Source organism: Acinetobacter sp. 766875 (assembly GCF_000582055.1).
Classification (GTDB): Bacteria; Pseudomonadota; Gammaproteobacteria; order Pseudomonadales; family Moraxellaceae; genus Acinetobacter; species Acinetobacter nosocomialis.
In genome coordinates this window covers 146,134-163,202 of record NZ_JEXX01000008.1, presented here as the reverse complement: position 1 = coordinate 163,202, position 17,069 = coordinate 146,134, and the positions used below count along the sequence as shown (strand labels likewise).

Below are 17,069 nucleotides of genomic sequence, written 5' to 3'. Positions count from 1 at the left end.
ATTTTATATTCTGTTAACTATTTGTCTTTTATATATTTATTTTTTATAATTTGACAGCCAATTAGTGTGATAAACGTCACAAATAAGTATTATTTTTTAATTTTAAATATTTTTTTAGATTTATATTTTTATTAAATTTATACTAAAACAGTTATTCTATTTTTTAATTTGAGTATGTGATATTTTAAGATATGGACGATTGGCAATGTAAGTATTGTAATGGTTACATTATGGTTAATCATTCAAATATAGAGGTAGGGGAAAAAGTTTACTTTTTGGTATATAAATTTGATGCAAAAAATGAAAGAAAAAAGCTATATAAAAAAGGAACAGTGATTGCACGCTGTGATAATATTCTACATATCGAATCGAGAAAAAAGACATATAAAATAGAAGAAGCTAAAGTCTATCCACTCGGCGCACCTATGCCGTTTGTTTACAATATGTTTTGGGTTTGTGGTTGTGAAAATAGTCCATAGTATTTTGTTTTATATGGCCTGACCTGAAGTATTAATTTAAACAAGTTGATTGTTTTTTGTTCGTTTTTGGATATATATTCTTAATTCATTCTAGTAGTTTAAAATTTAGATAAAAATTCTAAATGCTTGAACTGTTAAAATTAAATTGTCTTATTTGACAAAGTTTAAGCATCCTTTTATAAAACCTCAACTAAAGTTGTGATTAATAGAAATGACTGAAACGAATCAAAGCCGTTTGTTGACTGTAGGTGAAGTTGCAAAACGCAGTGGTGTTGCAGTTTCAACGCTTCATTTTTACGAGTCTAAAGGTTTAATTAAAAGTATAAGAACCAATGGTAATCAACGTCGTTTTACTTTAGTGGTGTTGCGTTACATTGCGATCATTAAAATTGCCCAAAAAGTTGGGATTCCATTAGATGAAATTAAACAAGCTTTAAGTAAGTATCCGATGGGGTCTAAATTAACTGCACAGCAATGGAAAGAGTTATCTCTTGATTGGCGGAAAAGTTTGGATGACCGTATTCAAAAACTTACGCGACTTAGAGATGAAATGGATTGGTGTATAGGTTGTGGGTGCTTGTCATTAGAACAATGTCCACTAAGAAATCCAAATGATGTATTGGGACAAGAAGGCGTTGGGGCACGTATTTTAGAAAGATCATAGCGCATAAATTTGTTAATTGATTCTATTGCTAATAATGTACCGCTTGGAATAATTAATTATTTTGTAAGTTACTCTCTATGAAGGTTTTTTATTGTAAACAGTTTATATAAAACATGAATTTTTTTGATATCTTTAGTTTTTTTAGTAAGAAGTAAAATTTATGAAAAAAACTATCTTTCTTGGATTAGCGCTTGTTTCGTTAACGGCTTGTTCAGCAGTACAGCATAAAGAATTAACTCCACCAAAAATTGGTTCACCAAATCCGGCAAGTCAATATTGTGTTGAACAAGGCGGAAAATTAGAAATTAGAAATGAAACAAATGGTCAGGTTGGATATTGTCATCTGCCAAATGGTCAAGTGGTCGAAGAGTGGAAATTATTCCGTGATAACCAAGCTAACTGCGTAGCAGAAGAAGCTCAAAAATTAGTAGGGCAATCTGGCTTAACTGATGACCAAATTAAGCAAAAAACGAAGTCAGAAATTGTACGTAAAGTAGCTCCTGGTCAGCCAATGACGATGGATTACCGTTCAAACCGAGTAACTGTTACTATTGATCCAGCAACTAAAAAAATTACCAACGCGAACTGCGGTTAATTTTTTAATTAAAAATTGATTAAAGACTGAATAAGAAAGCCTATCAAAAGATGGGCTTTTATTCTTTTAGTTTAAGAAGAATGGCTGAGCGAATATTGTTTTTCGCTATACTTATGAACCTGATATAGCAGTTTTTATCTATTACAAAAAAAAGCCCCTAGCGGACTAGAGGCAGAAAAACTTCAGATGCAGGTAACAGGTGAATTATGCATCTGAGTTAAGTAGGTTGTATCAAACCATGTAAAGCACTTTACCAGTAAAAATGAGTAAAAATATGGAAGTGCGACTAATGGCTAATATGTGCTGTTTGTTATTTATACAAATTGATGTACTAAATTAATTTAAGAATTTTTCAAAACGTCTACGACAAAATTAAAAGCTTCAAAATCTGTGATTGTGTAGCAATTAGTTTAGAGAGAAGATTCAACCGTTGTCTTTTTATGCGACTACCCAATAGTTATTCGTGATTTGTACTTAGCTTAATGATAATTTTAGAGCTATCCGAAAGGACACAATAATGACGAACATAAGAATAATAATGAATCGAAGGTAGGACTACGTGTTTATTAGTGTATTTGATCTTTTTAAAATTGGCATCGGCCCATCTAGCTCCCATACAGTTGGACCCATGCGAGCGGCATACAGTTTTGTGGATGATTTATTGAAGCAAAATGATTTACAAGCAACGGTTAGAGTTCAGGTGAAGTTATACGGTTCTCTGTCGGCAACCGGTGTCGGTCATGCGACAGACAAGGCTGTTCTGTTAGGTTTAATGGGTTTTGATCCTGAACATATCGATACCCAAGTAAGTACAAATTTGATTGAAGATGTTCTTGAGAATAAAGCCATCCAGCTTAATCAGCAAAAGACTATTTCTTTTGACTATAAGCATGATGTGCTTTTTTTAGATGAATCTTTGCCTTATCACCCCAATGCAATGGAGTTAAGTGCGTATAACGAGGCTCAAGAAATTTTATATGCAGAAACTTACTATTCGGTTGGTGGTGGCTTTATTGTTAGCCAAAGACAATTAACACACACCCAAATTGAAACCAGCGACGTTAAAGTTCCATATCCATTTCACAGTGCGGCTGAACTTTTAAGCTTATGTAAGACTCATCATTTATCAGTGAGTGAGTTAATGCTTGAAAATGAAAAAAGCTGGCGTAGTGAAACTGAGATTCGCAGCAAGATTATGGAAATCTGGAAAGTGATGCAGCAGTGCATTCACAACGGATTAATTAATGAAGGCATATTACCGGGCGGATTAAATGTAAAACGTCGGGCTAAAAAAATTCACGATAAGTTATTAAATAAGAAAAACTCAAACCTGATTGTGACGACTTTTCATGCCATGGAATGGGTCAATTTATTTGCCTTAGCGGTAAATGAAGAAAATGCCGCTGGCGGCCGAGTAGTGACGGCACCTACAAATGGGGCCGCAGGGATTATTCCGGCAGTTTTATATTACTACGTGACTTTCTCTAAAGATTTTTCCGAAGATAAAGTGGTTCGCTTTTTTCTAAGTGCGGCAGCCGTCGGCATTTTATGTAAACTCAATGCTTCTATTTCCGGTGCAGAAGTAGGGTGTCAGGGCGAAGTCGGCTCGGCATGTGCGATGGCTTCGGCAGGTTTAGCCGAGATTTTAGGTGCATCACCTGAGCAAGTGGAACATGCGGCTGAAATTGGGCTTGAACATAACTTGGGTTTAACGTGTGACCCGATTGGTGGTTTGGTTCAGGTGCCTTGCATTGAGCGAAATGCAATTGCAGCTGTAAAAGCCATTAATGCAGCCCAAATGGCACTTCATGATGATGATGAACACTTTGTCACGCTAGATAAAGTGATTCAGACCATGAAGGAAACAGGCAGAGATATGTCAGAGAAATATAAAGAGACTTCAAAAGGTGGCCTCGCTGTTAACGCCATTGAGTGCTAAAAAAATGAGATGGGGACGAGGTGACCCCATCTCATTTTAAACATTAAGCCTCGCGAGCAACTAAAGTTAAAATGTCGTAAGTTGCGACAAGTTCACCGCGTTGGTTTTTGACTTTAATATCCCATACCACAACACCATGCGCAGGCTGAGAAGGGTCTTTTTGTGGTTTAGGTGTTTTTTGCTTACAGGTGAGTTCAACCTGAATCGAGTCACCAATTTTAACCGGTTCAACAAAGCGTAAGTTGTCCATACCATAATTGGCAATCACAGGGCCTTGTGCTGCCTCTACAAATAGACCTGCTGCGGCAGACACAATGAAGTAACCGTGTGCAACGCGCTCACCAAAGAAAGACTCGGCTGCTGCGATTTTGTCAGTATGCGCATAGAAGTAGTCACCACTTAAACAAGCAAAATTAACAATATCTGCTTCGGTGACTGTACGGCGTGCCGTTAATAAACGTTCACCAATCACTAACTCATCAAACGACTTTTTAAATGGATGTACGCGGTCTTCATTAACTTTTGAGCCAGCAGTCCATGAGTGAGTAATTTGCGTCAGGCTATTTGGAGAGCCTTGAATTGCAGTGCGCTGCATATAGTGTTTAACCGCGCGAATACCACCTAGCTCTTCACCGCCACCTGCACGACCAGGTCCGCCGTGTACTAAATGTGGAAGTGGTGAACCATGTCCTGTACTTTCTTTTGCTGACTCTGCATCGAGTACATGCACACGCCCATGCCAAGGCGCAATTTTTTGAATAATCTGCTCAATATTCTCATCATTATTTTTAACGACAGAAGCCACTAGGCTACCTTCACCACGTGAAACAAGGTCAGCGAGTTCTTCAATGTTTTGATATGGCATGAGTGTACATACCGGTCCGAAAGCTTCTGTGGTATGAACATTCGTTGCTTGTAAAGGCTGTTCGCACACCAATAAAGTTGGAGCGATAAAAGCACCTTTTTCAGGATGGTCTGCATTAAATTTAAAGCTATTGTTGCCACCAAAAACAATTTTTGCATCTTTGCTGAGTTCGGCAACCTTTTCTGCAACGTCTTGTTTTTGTTTTATGCTCGCTAAAGCTCCCATGGTGGTTTCTTCTTTTTGAGGATCACCCACCACAACTTTAGCAAGTTTGGCAGTTAGCTTTTCTTGCACAGTCGCTAACAAATTTTCAGGAACGAAAGCACGACGAATTGCAGTACATTTTTGGCCTGCTTTGGTGGTCATTTCACGGAAGACTTCACGCACAAATAAATCGACAGTTTCTTCATTTGCCTCAGGGCTTAAAATTGCACTGTTTACCGAGTCGGCTTCCATACTAAATGGAATCGAATATTTATTGAGGTGAGGGTGGTTACGCAGTTTTTGACCTGTGTAAGCAGAACCTGTAAAGGTGACACAGTCTTGTGGACCTAGGTGCTCTAACAGGTCATAAGTTTGACCGCAAATGAGTTGTAGTGCGCCTTTTGGTAAGACATGTGTTTCCTCAATGGCTTTTACAACTGCTTGAGTTAATTGGGCACCATCGGTTGCTGGCTTCACAATACATGGCACGCCTGCAAGTAGAGTCGGTGCAATCTTTTCAAGCATTCCCCAAATTGGAAAGTTAAAAGCATTAATGTGAACGGCAACACCTGCTTTAGGGCTTAAAATGTGTTTAGCGCCGAAAGTGCCATTTTTAGATAATTGAATCCAGCTATCTTCAGTAATAATTTTTTCATCATTGAGTTCACGGCGGACCAGACTTGAATAAGCAAATAATGTCTGGATCCCACCTTCAATATCAATCCACGCATCTTTACGAGTTGCGCCTGTCGCATAAGCAAGTTTGTAGAAGTCTTCCTTACGTTCAAGTAAATGTTGGGCAATCTGTTTTAACGCATTGGCACGTTGGTGAAACGTCCAGTTAGCCAGTTCTGAACCATTCTGTTTGGCATATTGAACAACACGTTTCATATCTATGCCATGACTACTTACGGCATAAATCGATTCACCTGTAATGGCATGATAAACGGTACGTAATTCTTCGTCAGACGAATGCCAAGTTCCATAGACATAAGAAGCAAGATGAGGCAGTTGATGCTCAGACTGCTGAAAATCTGTGTCAGTTGAGGTTCCTTCTAGGTGTGCTTGTTCAAGCATGACCAAACTCCTTTTTTATTTGATACATCAATTATAAAAATTGCAAAAATATGATTCATAATTTCAGATTAATTTGTATAAAAGTCAACTTTATTTTGATTTTTAAAAGTAAAAAAGTTTTTTACATTTAACTTAATTTTATTAATTTCAACGGTTTGAATTGTTTTGTTGTTGTGAATTTAATTTGATACTAAAAAATTAGTTGACTTTGTTTTTTGTGTATCGAAAAATAGATTTAAGGGTGATACCTACAGGGAATGAAAGAATGGAAAACAATTACCAGAAATTTGAACAAAATATTGCCAATGAAATTACGATCGAGGCTAAGGATCAAATGCCTGATGCCTACCGCAAAACATTGATTCGTCAAATCGGGCAACATGGCCATTCTGAAATTGTAGGTATGTTGCCTGAAGGAAACTGGATTACGCGTGCGCCGACTTTAAAACGTAAAGCGGTTTTGCTCGCGAAAGTACAAGATGAAGCGGGTCATGGTTTATATCTGTATAGCGCTGCAGAAACCTTAGGTGCTGACCGTGATGACATGATGGAAAAGTTGATTAATGGGAAAATGAAATACTCATCAATCTTTAACTATCCAACTTTGACTTGGGCAGATGTCGCTGCAATTGGTTGGCTTGTCGATGGGGCCGCCATTGTGAACCAAGTTGCGCTTTGCCGTACTTCATATGGGCCATATGCACGTGCGATGGTACGCATTTGTAAAGAAGAAAGTTTCCACCAACGCCAAGGTTTTGAAGCCATGATGGCTTTGGCAAACGGTACACCGGAACAAAAACAGATGGCACAAGATGCAGTGAACCGTTTCTGGTGGCCAGCACTGATGATGTTTGGTCCAAGTGATGAGCATTCTCCAAACAGCGCACAAAGCATGGCGTGGAAAATCAAGCGTTTTAGTAATGATGAATTACGTCAAAAGTTTGTCGATAACACCGTACCACAAGTGTTGCAACTTGGCTTGGAAGTACCGGACCCAGATTTAAAGTTCAATGAAGAAACAGGCCATTATGAGTTTGGCGAGATTGACTGGCACGAATTTAATGAAGTGATTGCCGGACGTGGACCATGTAATCACGAGCGTATCGAAGCACGCCGTAAAGCATGGGAAAACGGCAAATGGGTTCGTGATGCAGCAGTAGTCTACGCGAAAAAACAGCAGCTTGAAGCGAACAAAGTGGCTTAACAAGATTTATGGAAAAATTTGAGGAAATCAAAATGGAAGATAAAAACAACTGGTCGCTCTACGAAGTATTTGTACGTAGTAAACAAGGCTTAAGTCACCGTCACGTAGGCAGCTTAAGAGCACCTGATGATGAAATTGCATTGCAACATGCTCGTGATGTTTACACGCGTCGTAATGAAGGAATTAGCATTTGGGTAGTTCGTTCAGAACTGATTAAGTCATCACAGCCAGATGAAAAAGCTGAATTTTTCGATCCTTCTTTAGACAAGGTTTATCGTCATCCGACTTTTTACCATATCCCAGATGGCATTGAGCACATGTAAGGGGAATGGCAAATGAATCACTCAGTTTTATCTAAATTCTTATTACATATTGGCGACAGTCAACTGGTTTTATCTCAGCGTTTGGCTGAATGGTGCGGGCATGCACCTGAGCTAGAAATTGATATTGCCTTAGCAAATATCGGCTTGGACTTGTTAGGTCAAGCAAGAAACTTTCTGACTTTGGCTGGTCAATATGATGAAGCTAAGCGTGATGAAGACCAACTTGCGTATTTCCGTACAGAACGTGAGTTTTTAAACCTCTTGTTGTGCGAACAACCCAATGGTGACTTTGCACAAACGATTGTACGCCAGTGGTTGATGGACCATTACCATCTTCATTTATTTACGGCTTTAGCGCAAAGCTCACTTCCTGAATTAAGTGCGCTTGCTGTGAAATCTTTAAAAGAAGTGAAGTATCACATACGTTTTTCAACAAGCTGGATGGAACGTTTAAGTTTAAGCACAGATGAAGCGCATCAACGTGTACAAGACGGTTTAGATAATTTATGGCGCTTTACCGCTGAATTATTTGAACTGAGTGCAGACGAGCAAGCACTAGTTGCAGAAGGCGTGATTCCAGATTTTTCAAATGAAAAAGAACAATGGAACCAAACTATTGCAGATGAGCTTAAGCGTTTTGAATTAAATGTTGCTGTGAACGGTGCTTATCGCCGTGGTGCGAAACAAGGATTGCATACCGAGCATTTGGGTTATTTGTTGGCTGAAATGCAATGTATTCAAAGAACTTATCCGGGAATGACCTGGTAAGACAAGGAGGTGAGCCATGCAAATGATTCGTCATTGCATCGACCAATGTTGGGATGTTCTACAAACGGTAAGTGACCCTGAAATTCCGGTTTTATCGGTTGTCGATTTAGGCATGATTCGCGGTGTAGAGATTAACGATCAACAGGAAATTATTGTTCGTTTAACTCCGACATATAGCGGTTGCCCAGCAACAGATATGCTCAAAACACAAATTGTTGAGGCATTTACCGCAGAAGCTTTGACACCGGTCAAAGTCATGGTCGATTTATCAGAAGCATGGACCACGGACTGGATGTCTGATGCGGGTAAAAAGAAACTGCAAGTTTATGGCATTGCACCACCTGAAGGGTTGGCGCATCAGTGTGGAACTCACGTTCATTTAAATGATGGTGTCGAGTGCCCACGTTGCAAAAGCCGACATACCCGACTGTTAACAGAGTTTAGTTCTACCGCCTGTAAAGCACTTTATAAATGTCAGGACTGTCTTGAGCCTTTTGATTACTTCAAATGTATTTAAGTCTTTAGATAAGGAAATCAGCCATGAGCCAATTTGTACCATTAAAAGTAAAAAGTATTACACCGCAAACCGATCAGGCAATTTGTATTGCATTTGACGTTGTACCTGAACAACAAGAACAATTTCAATTTCAACCAGGGCAACACTTAACCATTCGCCATTTAACCGAAGCGGGTGAAATCCGTCGTTGTTATTCAATTTGTAGCTATGCGGGCAAAGAAGACATCAGTATTGCGGTTAAAAAAATTGATCAGGGTCAATTTTCAAATTGGGCAAATGACCATTTAAAAGTGGGCGATGTACTTGAAGTGATGCCACCACAAGGCGTGTTTTTTCAAAAAGCAGCCAAGATGGGCGGACAAAACTATTTAGGCGTTGCGGCAGGTAGTGGTATCACGCCAATTCTATCAATTATTAAACAAGTTTTATTTGAACAACCTGAAGCTAATTTTACCTTGCTCTATGGCAATCGCTCATGGAAACAAACCATGTTTGCCGAGCAAATTATGGATTTGAAAGATCAGTTTAAAGAACGCTTTCAACTCATCAATATTTTTTCTCGTGAGTTCAACGATAGTGAACTAATGAACGGTCGTATTGATGCAGAAAAGCTTAAACAGCTTTTTGATTTTGAAGTGCTTGAAACAAATTTCGACCATGTTTTTGCCTGCGGCCCAGACGAAATGATGAATGCCGTAGAAAATACGTTGCCGAACTTTGGTATTGCCAAAGAGCGCATTCACACCGAACGTTTCCATACAGGCCAAGCGCGTAAACGTAGTGTTGAAGCAGATGCAAACCGTAAAGAAGAAAAAGTAAACATCATTTTAGATGGCCGTGAGCTGATCGTTTCTGTAGCTCAGGACGACGAAAGTATTCTTGATGCGGCTTTACGTGCGGGTGCCGACTTACCGTATGCATGTAAAGGTGGGGTGTGTGCGACCTGTCGTTGTAAGGTGCTTTCAGGCGAAGTCGACATGTTCCTTAACTATAGTCTTGAAGAAGATGAAGTTGAAAAGGGCTATGTGCTGAGCTGTCAGACCTTACCAAAAGGCTCAAATGTTCGCTTGAGTTTTGATGAATAGAGGCTGTCATGCAAGAGTTGATCAAAGCCAGTACAGCTGCTGACGGTGTTTTGTTATTAACCCTAAACCGTCCAGAAAAAAGAAATGCTTTAAACAATGCAACATTGCAGTGTTTATGCGAGTTGCTCGAAGAAGCTGAACATAATGCTCAAATCAAAGCAGTGGTTTTAACGGGTAACGCTCAGTGTTTTGCGGCTGGAGCAGATCTTAGTGAGCTAGCTGCAATGGATGCCGTGTCTTTGCAACTCGATATTCGCCCGAAGCTTTGGCAGAAAATTGATGCGTTTAGTAAGCCACTGATTAGTGCAGTCAATGGCTATGCCTTAGGCGCTGGGTTTGAGTTGGTTTTGCATTCAGATATGGTGATTTGCGGTGAAAATGCCCGTTTTGCATTACCTGAAATTACCTTGGGTATGTTGCCGGGTGCAGGCGGAACACAACGTTTGGCACGCTTGGTTGGGCAACAACTCACCATGCGCTGGGCCATGACAGGTGAAATGATTTCGGCAAAACAAGCCGAGCAACATGGCATTTGCAGTCAAGTGGTGCCGACTGAATTAACCGTTGAATATGCGGTTCAACTTGCAGCCAAAATTGCCAAACAAGCGCCTTTAGCGATTCGCGTGATTAAACAATCAATTAAAAGTATTCATGAAACAACATTAAGTCAGGGACTCAAGTTTGAACGTCAAAACTTTGTCTGGCTGGCGGCTACAAAAGATCGAAACGAAGGGATTAACGCTTTCTTTGAGAAAAGAAAGCCAGTGTTTAGAGGTGAGTGATGGACTATCAAAATATTATTGCTGAAGAAAAAAATGGTGTTGGCTACCTGACATTTAACCGCCCAAAAGCACTGAATAGCTTTAACGTTGATATGCACCGTGAAGTGGCTGAGGTTTTAAACCAGTGGACTAAAAATTCGGATGTTCGCTGTGTTGTGATTAGTGGTGAAGGCCGTGGCTTTTGTGCAGGGCAAGATTTAGGGGACCGTGTAGTAGACCCAAATGCTGAAGCTCCAGATTTAGGATATTCCATTGAAACTTACTATAACCCGCTCATTAAAACGATTGTAAATATGCCAAAGCCTGTCATTTGTGCTGTAAATGGTGTGGCAGCAGGTGCAGGGGCAAATATTGCATTGGCGTGTGACTTAGTGATTGCAGCAAAATCGGCAAACTTCGTACAAGCCTTTTGCCGCTTAGGTTTGGTTCCAGACTCGGCTGGTACATGGTTTTTACCACGTGCTGTAGGTCATGCACGTGCGATGGGATTGGCTTTGTTAGGTGACAAGCTCCCAGCAGAAACCGCAAAAGAATGGGGCATGATTTGGGATGTGGTTGAAGACGCTGAACTCAAAGCAAAAGTGACTGAACTCGCAGAGCGCTTAGCGAAACAGCCTACTTTTGGTTTATCTCTCATTAAAAAAGCCATTCATCAATCAAGCAATAACACTTTTGATGAGCAAATGCTTTTAGAGCGTGACTTACAACGCATTGCGGGTCGTTCAGAAGATTATCGTGAAGGTGTACAAGCCTTTATGAATAAACGCGAACCAAATTTTAAAGGGCGCTAAGCATGACAGAATTAGACTTATCTCGTGCCCGAATTGCCGTTATTGGTTCTGGCACTATGGGCATCGGCATTGCCCAGTTAGCCATCGTCAATGGACACTCGACCATTTTATATGATCTGGACGCTCAAAAGGCGCAACAAGCCGCTCACGGCTTAGAGCAGACTTTTAAAAAGCTGGTTGAAAAGAGCAAGCTTACACAACAGCAAGCTGATGAAGCTCTAGCGCGTTTAACGGTGGTCAATCAGGTTGAAGCACTACGTGATGCAGACTTGGTGATTGAAGCAGTCGTTGAGAAAAAAGAAGTTAAACAGTCTTTATTTAAGCAACTCGCTGAAATTTGTAGTGCGCAAACCATTTTTGCAAGCAATACATCTTCAATTTCAGTGACTGCAATTTCGGCGGGTATTGCTCACCCTGAGCGCGTAGTGGGTTTACACTTTTTTAACCCTGCGCCAGTTATGAAACTGGTCGAAATTGTACAAGGCTTAAAAACATCAAACAGCTTATGTTTGGCTTTAAAAAACTTGATGTTGAATTGGAAAAAAATTCCGGTACTTACCAAATCGACACCTGGTTTTATTGTTAACCGAATTGCTCGTCCGTTTTATGCAGAAGGCTTTAGAGCGCTGCAAGAACAAGTCACCAGCTATGACCAGCTAGACTATGCCTTAAAGCAATGTGGTGGTTTTGCGATGGGGCCTTGTGAACTTACCGACCTTATTGGTCAAGATGTTAACTTTTCGGTGACGCAAAGCGTTTACCAAGAGTTTTTTTACGAGCCACGTTACCGCCCAAGCCTCATTCAAAAGGAATTGGTCGATGCGGGTGCTTGGGGCCGTAAGTCAAAACAAGGCTTTTATACCTATAACGAAAAAAATCAGTACGAGACATTTCAGCCTCAAGCTGTGGTTGCCAAGCCAGTCGATGCCCATATTCAGCTAAAAGGGACTTGGTCTCAGCTACCTGCTTTTTTAACGCGTTTAGGTTTAAAAGGCGGATCTGCGAGTGATGACAATATCCTTCAAATTGATGATATCGACTTACGTTTAAGCCAAGGTGAGTCTGCCAATATTCATTACTTAAGCCGTAAAGTGGTTTTAATGGATTGGCATCATGATTTTGAGCATGCAGAGGCTTTAGTACTCAGTCATAACGAGCTTTGTGAAGCAAGTGATCTGGCTAAAGTTGAAGCTTACTTTGCACAGTTTGGTATGAGTGTGATGTGGATTAAAGACCATCCGGCATTGTTAACCTTACGTACCATCGCTTTACTCATTAATGAAGCTTGCGAAGCAAGTTTACATGGTATTGCGAGTCTGGAAGATATTGATAATGCCATGAAATATGGAGTGAATTATCCTAAAGGTCCTTACCAGTGGTTGACACAAATGGGCGGCACTTATGTGCTCCAAACCTTAAATAACTTATATGCACTATATGGAGAGGAAAAATATCGCGCGAGTATCTACCTCAAGCAATATGTAGCGAAAACTCAAAACATTGCTACTCAATATTCACGCGATATGACCGAATTTGCATAATCAGGAGTCAACATGGAAGACGTTTTAATTTGCGATTTTATTCGTACCCCAATTGGACGATATGCAGGTGCCCTAAGTGCTGTACGTGCAGATGATTTAGCTGCATTGCCCATTAAATATTTAAAAGATAAACACCCGAACTTACCGTGGAATAAGGTAGACGAAGTGTTTTTAGGATGTGCCAACCAAGCAGGTGAAGACAACCGTAACGTTGCACGTATGGCAACACTGTTGGCGGGCTTACCTGATACTGTACCCGCTATGACGGTCAATCGTTTGTGTGCTTCTGGCTTAGATGCAGTAGGGCTTGCGGCACGCTCAATTAAAGCTGGTGAAGCACAATTTGTGTTGGCAGGTGGTGTTGAGTCGATGAGCCGTGCGCCATTTGTACAAGCTAAACCGACCGAAGCCTTTAGCCGTACACCTGAAATTTATGACACCACCATTGGCTGGCGCTTTGTAAATAAGCAACTTAAAGCACAATACGGCACCGACAGCATGCCTGAAACTGCGGAAAATGTAGCTGAAAAGTATCAAATTAGCCGTGAAGACCAAGATGCGTTTGCATTGCGTAGCCAGCAAAAAACGGCTGCGGCACAACAAAACGGTTTCTTTAACGATGAGATTTTGCCTGTCGAGATTGTAGACCGTAAGAAAAACGTGATTGTGGTGAGCCGCGATGAACATCCGCGTGAAACGACACTTGAAGCACTCGCAAAACTAAAAGCCCCATTTAAAAAAGAAGGTGGTTCGGTGACTGCCGGAAATGCCTCTGGTGTAAATGACGGTGCTGCATGTGTGTTAATTACCAACCGTGAATTTGCAAATACACATGGTTTAAAACCTTTAGTACGTGTAATTGGCATTGCAAGTGCAGGGGTTGAACCCAAATATATGGGTATAGGTCCTGTTCCGGCTGTGCAGAAAATTTTAAAGCAAACAGGTTTAACGCTAGATCAGATGGATGTGATCGAACTAAATGAAGCATTCGCAGCCCAATCTTTGGCTTGTATGCGTGAACTTGGTCTAAAAGATGACGATGAACGTGTTAACCCAAATGGCGGTGCGATTGCGTTAGGACATCCGCTCGGTATGAGTGGTACACGTTTAGTGATTACAGCAACACGTGAGCTAAAAAAACGCGGTAGACGCTATGCACTTTGCACGATGTGTGTAGGTGTTGGACAAGGCGTTGCACTGATTTTGGAAAACTTAAATTAATTCAGACGGTTTTTAAAAATACATAATGAGGAGATAGGCGATGGACAGCCTCACAACGGATAATGTTGAGCAATTAACACTTGCAGAGCTTAGAGAGCTGCAAACGAAACGGTTAAAACAAACCCTGACTTTTGTATATGAAAATAGTCCGATCTATAAGAAAAAGTTCGATGAAGCAGGTGTGCATCCTGATGACTTCGTAACTTTAGACGATCTGGCAAAGTTTCCATTTACCACCAAACAGGATTTAAGAGACAACTATCCGTTTGGAATGTTTGCTGTGCCACAAGAGCAAATTGTGCGTTTACATGCATCATCAGGTACAACGGGTAAACCGACTGTGGTGGGTTATACCCAAAAAGATATTAACACTTGGTCGGACATTGTTGCGCGTTGCTTACGCATGGCAGGTTTAACCGCGAAAGACATGGTTCAGGTGGCTTATGGCTATGGACTGTTTACAGGTGGACTAGGCGCACATTATGGTGCCGAGCGCTTAGGCGCAACGGTTATCCCAATGTCTGGCGGGCAAACTGAAAAGCAAGTACAGCTTATTCAAGACTTTAAACCGACTGCAATTATGGTTACGCCATCGTATTGCGTGAGCATTATTGAAAAGCTCGAACAACAATTTGGTACTGCACGTAATACCTCTTTAAAAGTGGGTATTTTTGGTGCCGAGCCGTGGACCAACGAACTTCGCCGTGAAATTGAAGAACGCCTTAATATTAAAGCACTCGATATTTATGGCTTGTCTGAGGTGATGGGGCCGGGCGTTGCCATGCAGTGTTTAGGTGAGGGCGAAGGACTAACCATTTGGGAAGATCATTTCTACCCAGAAATTATTAACCCTGAAACAGGTGAAGTTTGCAAAGATGGTGAACTTGGTGAGTTAGTCTTTACCACCATTACCAAAGAAGGCTTACCGATTATTCGTTACCGTACTCGTGATTTGACCCGCTTACTACCGGGTGAAAATCTGGCAATGCGCAAAATGGATAAAATTGTGGGCCGTAGCGACGACATGCTGATTATTCGCGGCGTGAACGTTTTCCCGACTCAAATTGAAGAGCAAATTTTGCAAGTTCCGCATTTAGTTCCAAATTATGAAATTTTGGTGACTAAGAAAGGACATATGGATACTTTGCATATTCGTACAGAGATGTGTCATAACTGTACTATACAGGCCAATCAACTTGCTCAGGAGTTGATGAAACGCATTAAAACCATGATTGGGATTAGCGTTACTGTAGAAGTTGTGACAGAAGCGACCTTACCTCGTTCGGAAGGCAAGGCAAAACGGGTAATCGATATGCGTCAGATTGCTTAACATCAAGATCATTCAGGGTATAGAATCTATACCCTGAAACTAAACGCCAAGACATGAGTATGAGTGCAAAAATACAGCAAATAATTGATTCTGTTGTAAAGAATGAAACCTTAAGTGGAACTTCGCTTATTTCGACAATTTTTGGAGATTCAGTACTTCATAGAGGTGGAAACATTAGTCTTGCAAGCCTGATTCAGTTATTAGAGCTATTTGGTTTTAATGATCGCGCTGTAAGAACCTCTGTTTTTCGTTTAGTTAAAAATGATTGGTTATGTTCAGACAAAATCGGCAGAACCAGTTTTTATCGAATTACCGATTCGAGCCGTTCGACTTATTTGCAAGCCGAGCAACGCATTTACAACGACCAGATGAAAGAGTGGGACCATTATTGGGATCTTATTCTGATGTCTAGCCTCGACACTGAAAATAAAGCGTTGTTAAAGAAAGAACTCGAATGGTTAGGATTTGCCAATATTTCGACAAACTTAATGGCTTATCCGGGTTGTAACCGTATTGAACTGCAACGCTTGTTGGTTGACTTAAATATGAGTGAGCAAGTGGTGGTATTTAAAGCCGAAACCTTGCAGCTCTTTAATAATTCGGTCGATACCATTGGTCGTATGCTCAGAACCAACTGGCCCATCGATGAATTACGCCAAAGATATCTACAGTTTCTCGATATTTTTAGAGAAATTGGTGTGCTGCTGATGCAGGAAAACGAACAACTCGAACCTGTTCAGGCCTTTCAAATTCGAACTTTGCTCATTCATTATTATCGACGGATTTTATTGAAAGACCCAGCATTACCGCTTGAGTTGTTGCCAACTGACTGGCCCGCGATTAGTGCGCGAACTTTATCAATGAATATTTATAAAAAAGTATTTGAACCTGCGGATGAATACTTCTTGTCTGTTGCCGCAACAGCAGAAGGACCAATGCCAAATGCCACAGCACATTATTGGCGCCGTTTCGGAGGTTTGGTGGCAACAAATGAGAGGTTAAATCATGCCTTGTTATAGTATTGACGGTGTTATTCCTGTGGTCAGTCCAGAGGCTTTTGTACACCCAACCGCTGTTTTAATTGGTGATGTGATTATTGAAGCGGGCGTATATGTAGGGCCATTTGCTTCATTGCGTGCCGATTTTGGTCGTATCCATATTAAGCAAAATGCCAATATACAAGATAGCTGCACCGTGCATGGCTTTCCGCAAAGCGTAACTTTAGTTGAAGAAATGGGGCACATTGGGCATGGGGCAATTTTGCATGGTTGCCGCATTGGTAAAAATGTTTTGGTCGGCATGAACAGCGTAATTTTGGACTATGCCGAAATTGGTGAAAACACTATTATTGGTGCAAATAGTCTGGTCAAAACTAAAGACATTATTCCGGCAAATGTATTGGCAATGGGTAGTCCTGCCAAGGTTGCACGTGATTTATCAGAACAAGAAAAAAAGTGGAAAACTAGAGGCACGCAAGAGTACATTGAGCTTGCACAGCGCTGCTTAAACTCCATGCAAGAAGTTCAGCCTTTAAGCTCAGAGTCAGATGACCGTCTGACCTATAAGGACTTTAGTGCTTCAAACTATCAGATTAAACAAGATAGCGTTTAATGGCTATTAATAAGTCGATTTCAATACACATGGGTTTATAACACTTAAGGAATACTCGCACGAGTAGGGAGAC

General features: G+C 40.8%; 17 protein-coding genes. 16 read left to right on the top strand and 1 reads right to left on the bottom strand.

Annotation, left to right across the window (positions count from 1 at the left end):
- Positions 1 to 191 precede the first annotated feature (191 nt).
- From J576_RS09860 to J576_RS09845, 4 genes are all read left to right on the top strand, one after another.
- Positions 192 to 479 carry a hypothetical protein gene (locus J576_RS09860; protein WP_025467653.1) on the top strand — a complete coding sequence of 96 codons (288 nt, stop codon included), beginning with the start codon at positions 192 to 194 and terminating at the stop codon, positions 477 to 479.
- Positions 480 to 690: 211 nt separating this feature from the next.
- Entirely contained in the window at positions 691 to 1,143 is a 453-nt protein-coding gene (soxR, locus tag J576_RS09855) for a redox-sensitive transcriptional activator SoxR (protein ID WP_002048264.1), read from the top strand.
- A 160-nt stretch (positions 1,144 to 1,303) separates the two neighbouring features.
- On the top strand, positions 1,304 to 1,738 hold the full coding sequence (locus J576_RS09850) for an I78 family peptidase inhibitor (protein WP_002048309.1): 435 nt from the start codon (positions 1,304 to 1,306) through the stop codon (positions 1,736 to 1,738).
- A 559-nt stretch (positions 1,739 to 2,297) separates the two neighbouring features.
- Positions 2,298 to 3,677 carry an L-serine ammonia-lyase gene (locus J576_RS09845; protein ID WP_002048359.1) on the top strand — a complete coding sequence of 460 codons (1,380 nt, stop codon included), beginning with the start codon at positions 2,298 to 2,300 and terminating at the stop codon, positions 3,675 to 3,677.
- Between the two features lie 43 nt (positions 3,678 to 3,720).
- On the opposite strand, the gene paaZ is transcribed toward J576_RS09845, so the two are convergent.
- Complete coding sequence (gene paaZ, locus J576_RS09840; protein WP_002048299.1) at positions 3,721 to 5,823, bottom strand: phenylacetic acid degradation bifunctional protein PaaZ; 2,103 nt, start codon at positions 5,821 to 5,823, stop codon at positions 3,721 to 3,723.
- A 265-nt stretch (positions 5,824 to 6,088) separates the two neighbouring features.
- On the opposite strand from paaZ, the gene paaA reads away from it, so the two are divergent.
- The 12 genes from paaA to J576_RS09780 are packed head-to-tail and all read left to right on the top strand — an operon-like array spanning position 6,089 to position 16,996.
- Positions 6,089 to 7,027 (top strand): 1,2-phenylacetyl-CoA epoxidase subunit PaaA, encoded by a 939-nt coding sequence (paaA, locus tag J576_RS09835; RefSeq protein ID WP_000431128.1) that lies wholly within the window; start codon positions 6,089 to 6,091, stop codon positions 7,025 to 7,027.
- A 32-nt stretch (positions 7,028 to 7,059) separates the two neighbouring features.
- On the top strand, positions 7,060 to 7,350 hold the full coding sequence (paaB, locus tag J576_RS09830) for a 1,2-phenylacetyl-CoA epoxidase subunit PaaB (protein ID WP_000389648.1): 291 nt from the start codon (positions 7,060 to 7,062) through the stop codon (positions 7,348 to 7,350).
- A 12-nt stretch (positions 7,351 to 7,362) separates the two neighbouring features.
- Positions 7,363 to 8,118 carry a 1,2-phenylacetyl-CoA epoxidase subunit PaaC gene (gene paaC, locus J576_RS09825; protein ID WP_002048302.1) on the top strand — a complete coding sequence of 252 codons (756 nt, stop codon included), beginning with the start codon at positions 7,363 to 7,365 and terminating at the stop codon, positions 8,116 to 8,118.
- Between the two features lie 16 nt (positions 8,119 to 8,134).
- A complete protein-coding gene (gene paaD / locus J576_RS09820; RefSeq protein WP_002048312.1) occupies positions 8,135 to 8,635 on the top strand; it encodes a 1,2-phenylacetyl-CoA epoxidase subunit PaaD in 501 nt (166 codons plus the stop codon).
- Positions 8,636 to 8,658: 23 nt separating this feature from the next.
- Positions 8,659 to 9,720: a 1,2-phenylacetyl-CoA epoxidase subunit PaaE gene (paaE, locus tag J576_RS09815; RefSeq protein WP_000077460.1), complete on the top strand. Its 1,062-nt coding sequence runs from the start codon at positions 8,659 to 8,661 to the stop codon at positions 9,718 to 9,720.
- An 8-nt stretch (positions 9,721 to 9,728) separates the two neighbouring features.
- Complete coding sequence (locus J576_RS09810) at positions 9,729 to 10,502, top strand: enoyl-CoA hydratase-related protein (RefSeq protein WP_002048277.1); 774 nt, start codon at positions 9,729 to 9,731, stop codon at positions 10,500 to 10,502.
- On the top strand, positions 10,502 to 11,293 hold the full coding sequence (gene paaG / locus J576_RS09805; RefSeq protein WP_002048270.1) for a 2-(1,2-epoxy-1,2-dihydrophenyl)acetyl-CoA isomerase PaaG: 792 nt from the start codon (positions 10,502 to 10,504) through the stop codon (positions 11,291 to 11,293). Before J576_RS09810 ends, paaG begins: the two co-directional genes overlap by 1 nt.
- Before the next feature lie 2 nt (positions 11,294 to 11,295).
- Positions 11,296 to 12,834 (top strand): 3-hydroxyacyl-CoA dehydrogenase, encoded by a 1,539-nt coding sequence (locus J576_RS09800; RefSeq protein ID WP_002048301.1) that lies wholly within the window; start codon positions 11,296 to 11,298, stop codon positions 12,832 to 12,834.
- A gap of 12 nt (positions 12,835 to 12,846) precedes the next feature.
- Positions 12,847 to 14,055 (top strand): 3-oxoadipyl-CoA thiolase, encoded by a 1,209-nt coding sequence (gene pcaF / locus J576_RS09795; RefSeq protein ID WP_002048317.1) that lies wholly within the window; start codon positions 12,847 to 12,849, stop codon positions 14,053 to 14,055.
- 40 nt (positions 14,056 to 14,095) lie between these two features.
- Positions 14,096 to 15,385 (top strand): phenylacetate--CoA ligase PaaK, encoded by a 1,290-nt coding sequence (gene paaK, locus J576_RS09790; RefSeq protein WP_002048323.1) that lies wholly within the window; start codon positions 14,096 to 14,098, stop codon positions 15,383 to 15,385.
- 53 nt (positions 15,386 to 15,438) lie between these two features.
- Entirely contained in the window at positions 15,439 to 16,404 is a 966-nt protein-coding gene (gene paaX / locus J576_RS09785; protein ID WP_000062822.1) for a phenylacetic acid degradation operon negative regulatory protein PaaX, read from the top strand.
- Positions 16,391 to 16,996, top strand: coding sequence for a DapH/DapD/GlmU-related protein (locus tag J576_RS09780; RefSeq protein ID WP_002048412.1), 606 nt, complete (start codon positions 16,391 to 16,393; stop codon positions 16,994 to 16,996). The genes paaX and J576_RS09780 overlap by 14 nt, the downstream gene beginning before the upstream one ends.
- Positions 16,997 to 17,069 lie beyond the last annotated feature (73 nt).

Excerpts from the sequence above, each read along its gene's own strand:
- paaG (WP_002048270.1), top strand. The coding sequence starts at position 10,502 with ATGGACTATCAAAATATTATTGCTGAAGAAAAAAATGGTGTTGGCTAC.
- pcaF (WP_002048317.1), top strand. The coding sequence starts at position 12,847 with ATGGAAGACGTTTTAATTTGCGATTTTATTCGTACCCCAATTGGACGA.
- J576_RS09860 (WP_025467653.1), top strand. The coding sequence starts at position 192 with ATGGACGATTGGCAATGTAAGTATTGTAATGGTTACATTATGGTTAAT.
- paaZ (WP_002048299.1), bottom strand. The coding sequence starts at position 5,823 with ATGCTTGAACAAGCACACCTAGAAGGAACCTCAACTGACACAGATTTT.
- J576_RS09800 (WP_002048301.1), top strand. The coding sequence starts at position 11,296 with ATGACAGAATTAGACTTATCTCGTGCCCGAATTGCCGTTATTGGTTCT.
- paaE (WP_000077460.1), top strand. The coding sequence starts at position 8,659 with ATGAGCCAATTTGTACCATTAAAAGTAAAAAGTATTACACCGCAAACC.
- J576_RS09810 (WP_002048277.1), top strand. The coding sequence starts at position 9,729 with ATGCAAGAGTTGATCAAAGCCAGTACAGCTGCTGACGGTGTTTTGTTA.
- paaA (WP_000431128.1), top strand. The coding sequence starts at position 6,089 with ATGGAAAACAATTACCAGAAATTTGAACAAAATATTGCCAATGAAATT.
- paaD (WP_002048312.1), top strand. The coding sequence starts at position 8,135 with ATGCAAATGATTCGTCATTGCATCGACCAATGTTGGGATGTTCTACAA.
- soxR (WP_002048264.1), top strand. The coding sequence starts at position 691 with ATGACTGAAACGAATCAAAGCCGTTTGTTGACTGTAGGTGAAGTTGCA.
- J576_RS09850 (WP_002048309.1), top strand. The coding sequence starts at position 1,304 with ATGAAAAAAACTATCTTTCTTGGATTAGCGCTTGTTTCGTTAACGGCT.
- paaC (WP_002048302.1), top strand. The coding sequence starts at position 7,363 with ATGAATCACTCAGTTTTATCTAAATTCTTATTACATATTGGCGACAGT.
- paaK (WP_002048323.1), top strand. The coding sequence starts at position 14,096 with ATGGACAGCCTCACAACGGATAATGTTGAGCAATTAACACTTGCAGAG.
- paaB (WP_000389648.1), top strand. The coding sequence starts at position 7,060 with ATGGAAGATAAAAACAACTGGTCGCTCTACGAAGTATTTGTACGTAGT.
- paaX (WP_000062822.1), top strand. The coding sequence starts at position 15,439 with ATGAGTATGAGTGCAAAAATACAGCAAATAATTGATTCTGTTGTAAAG.
- J576_RS09780 (WP_002048412.1), top strand. The coding sequence starts at position 16,391 with ATGCCTTGTTATAGTATTGACGGTGTTATTCCTGTGGTCAGTCCAGAG.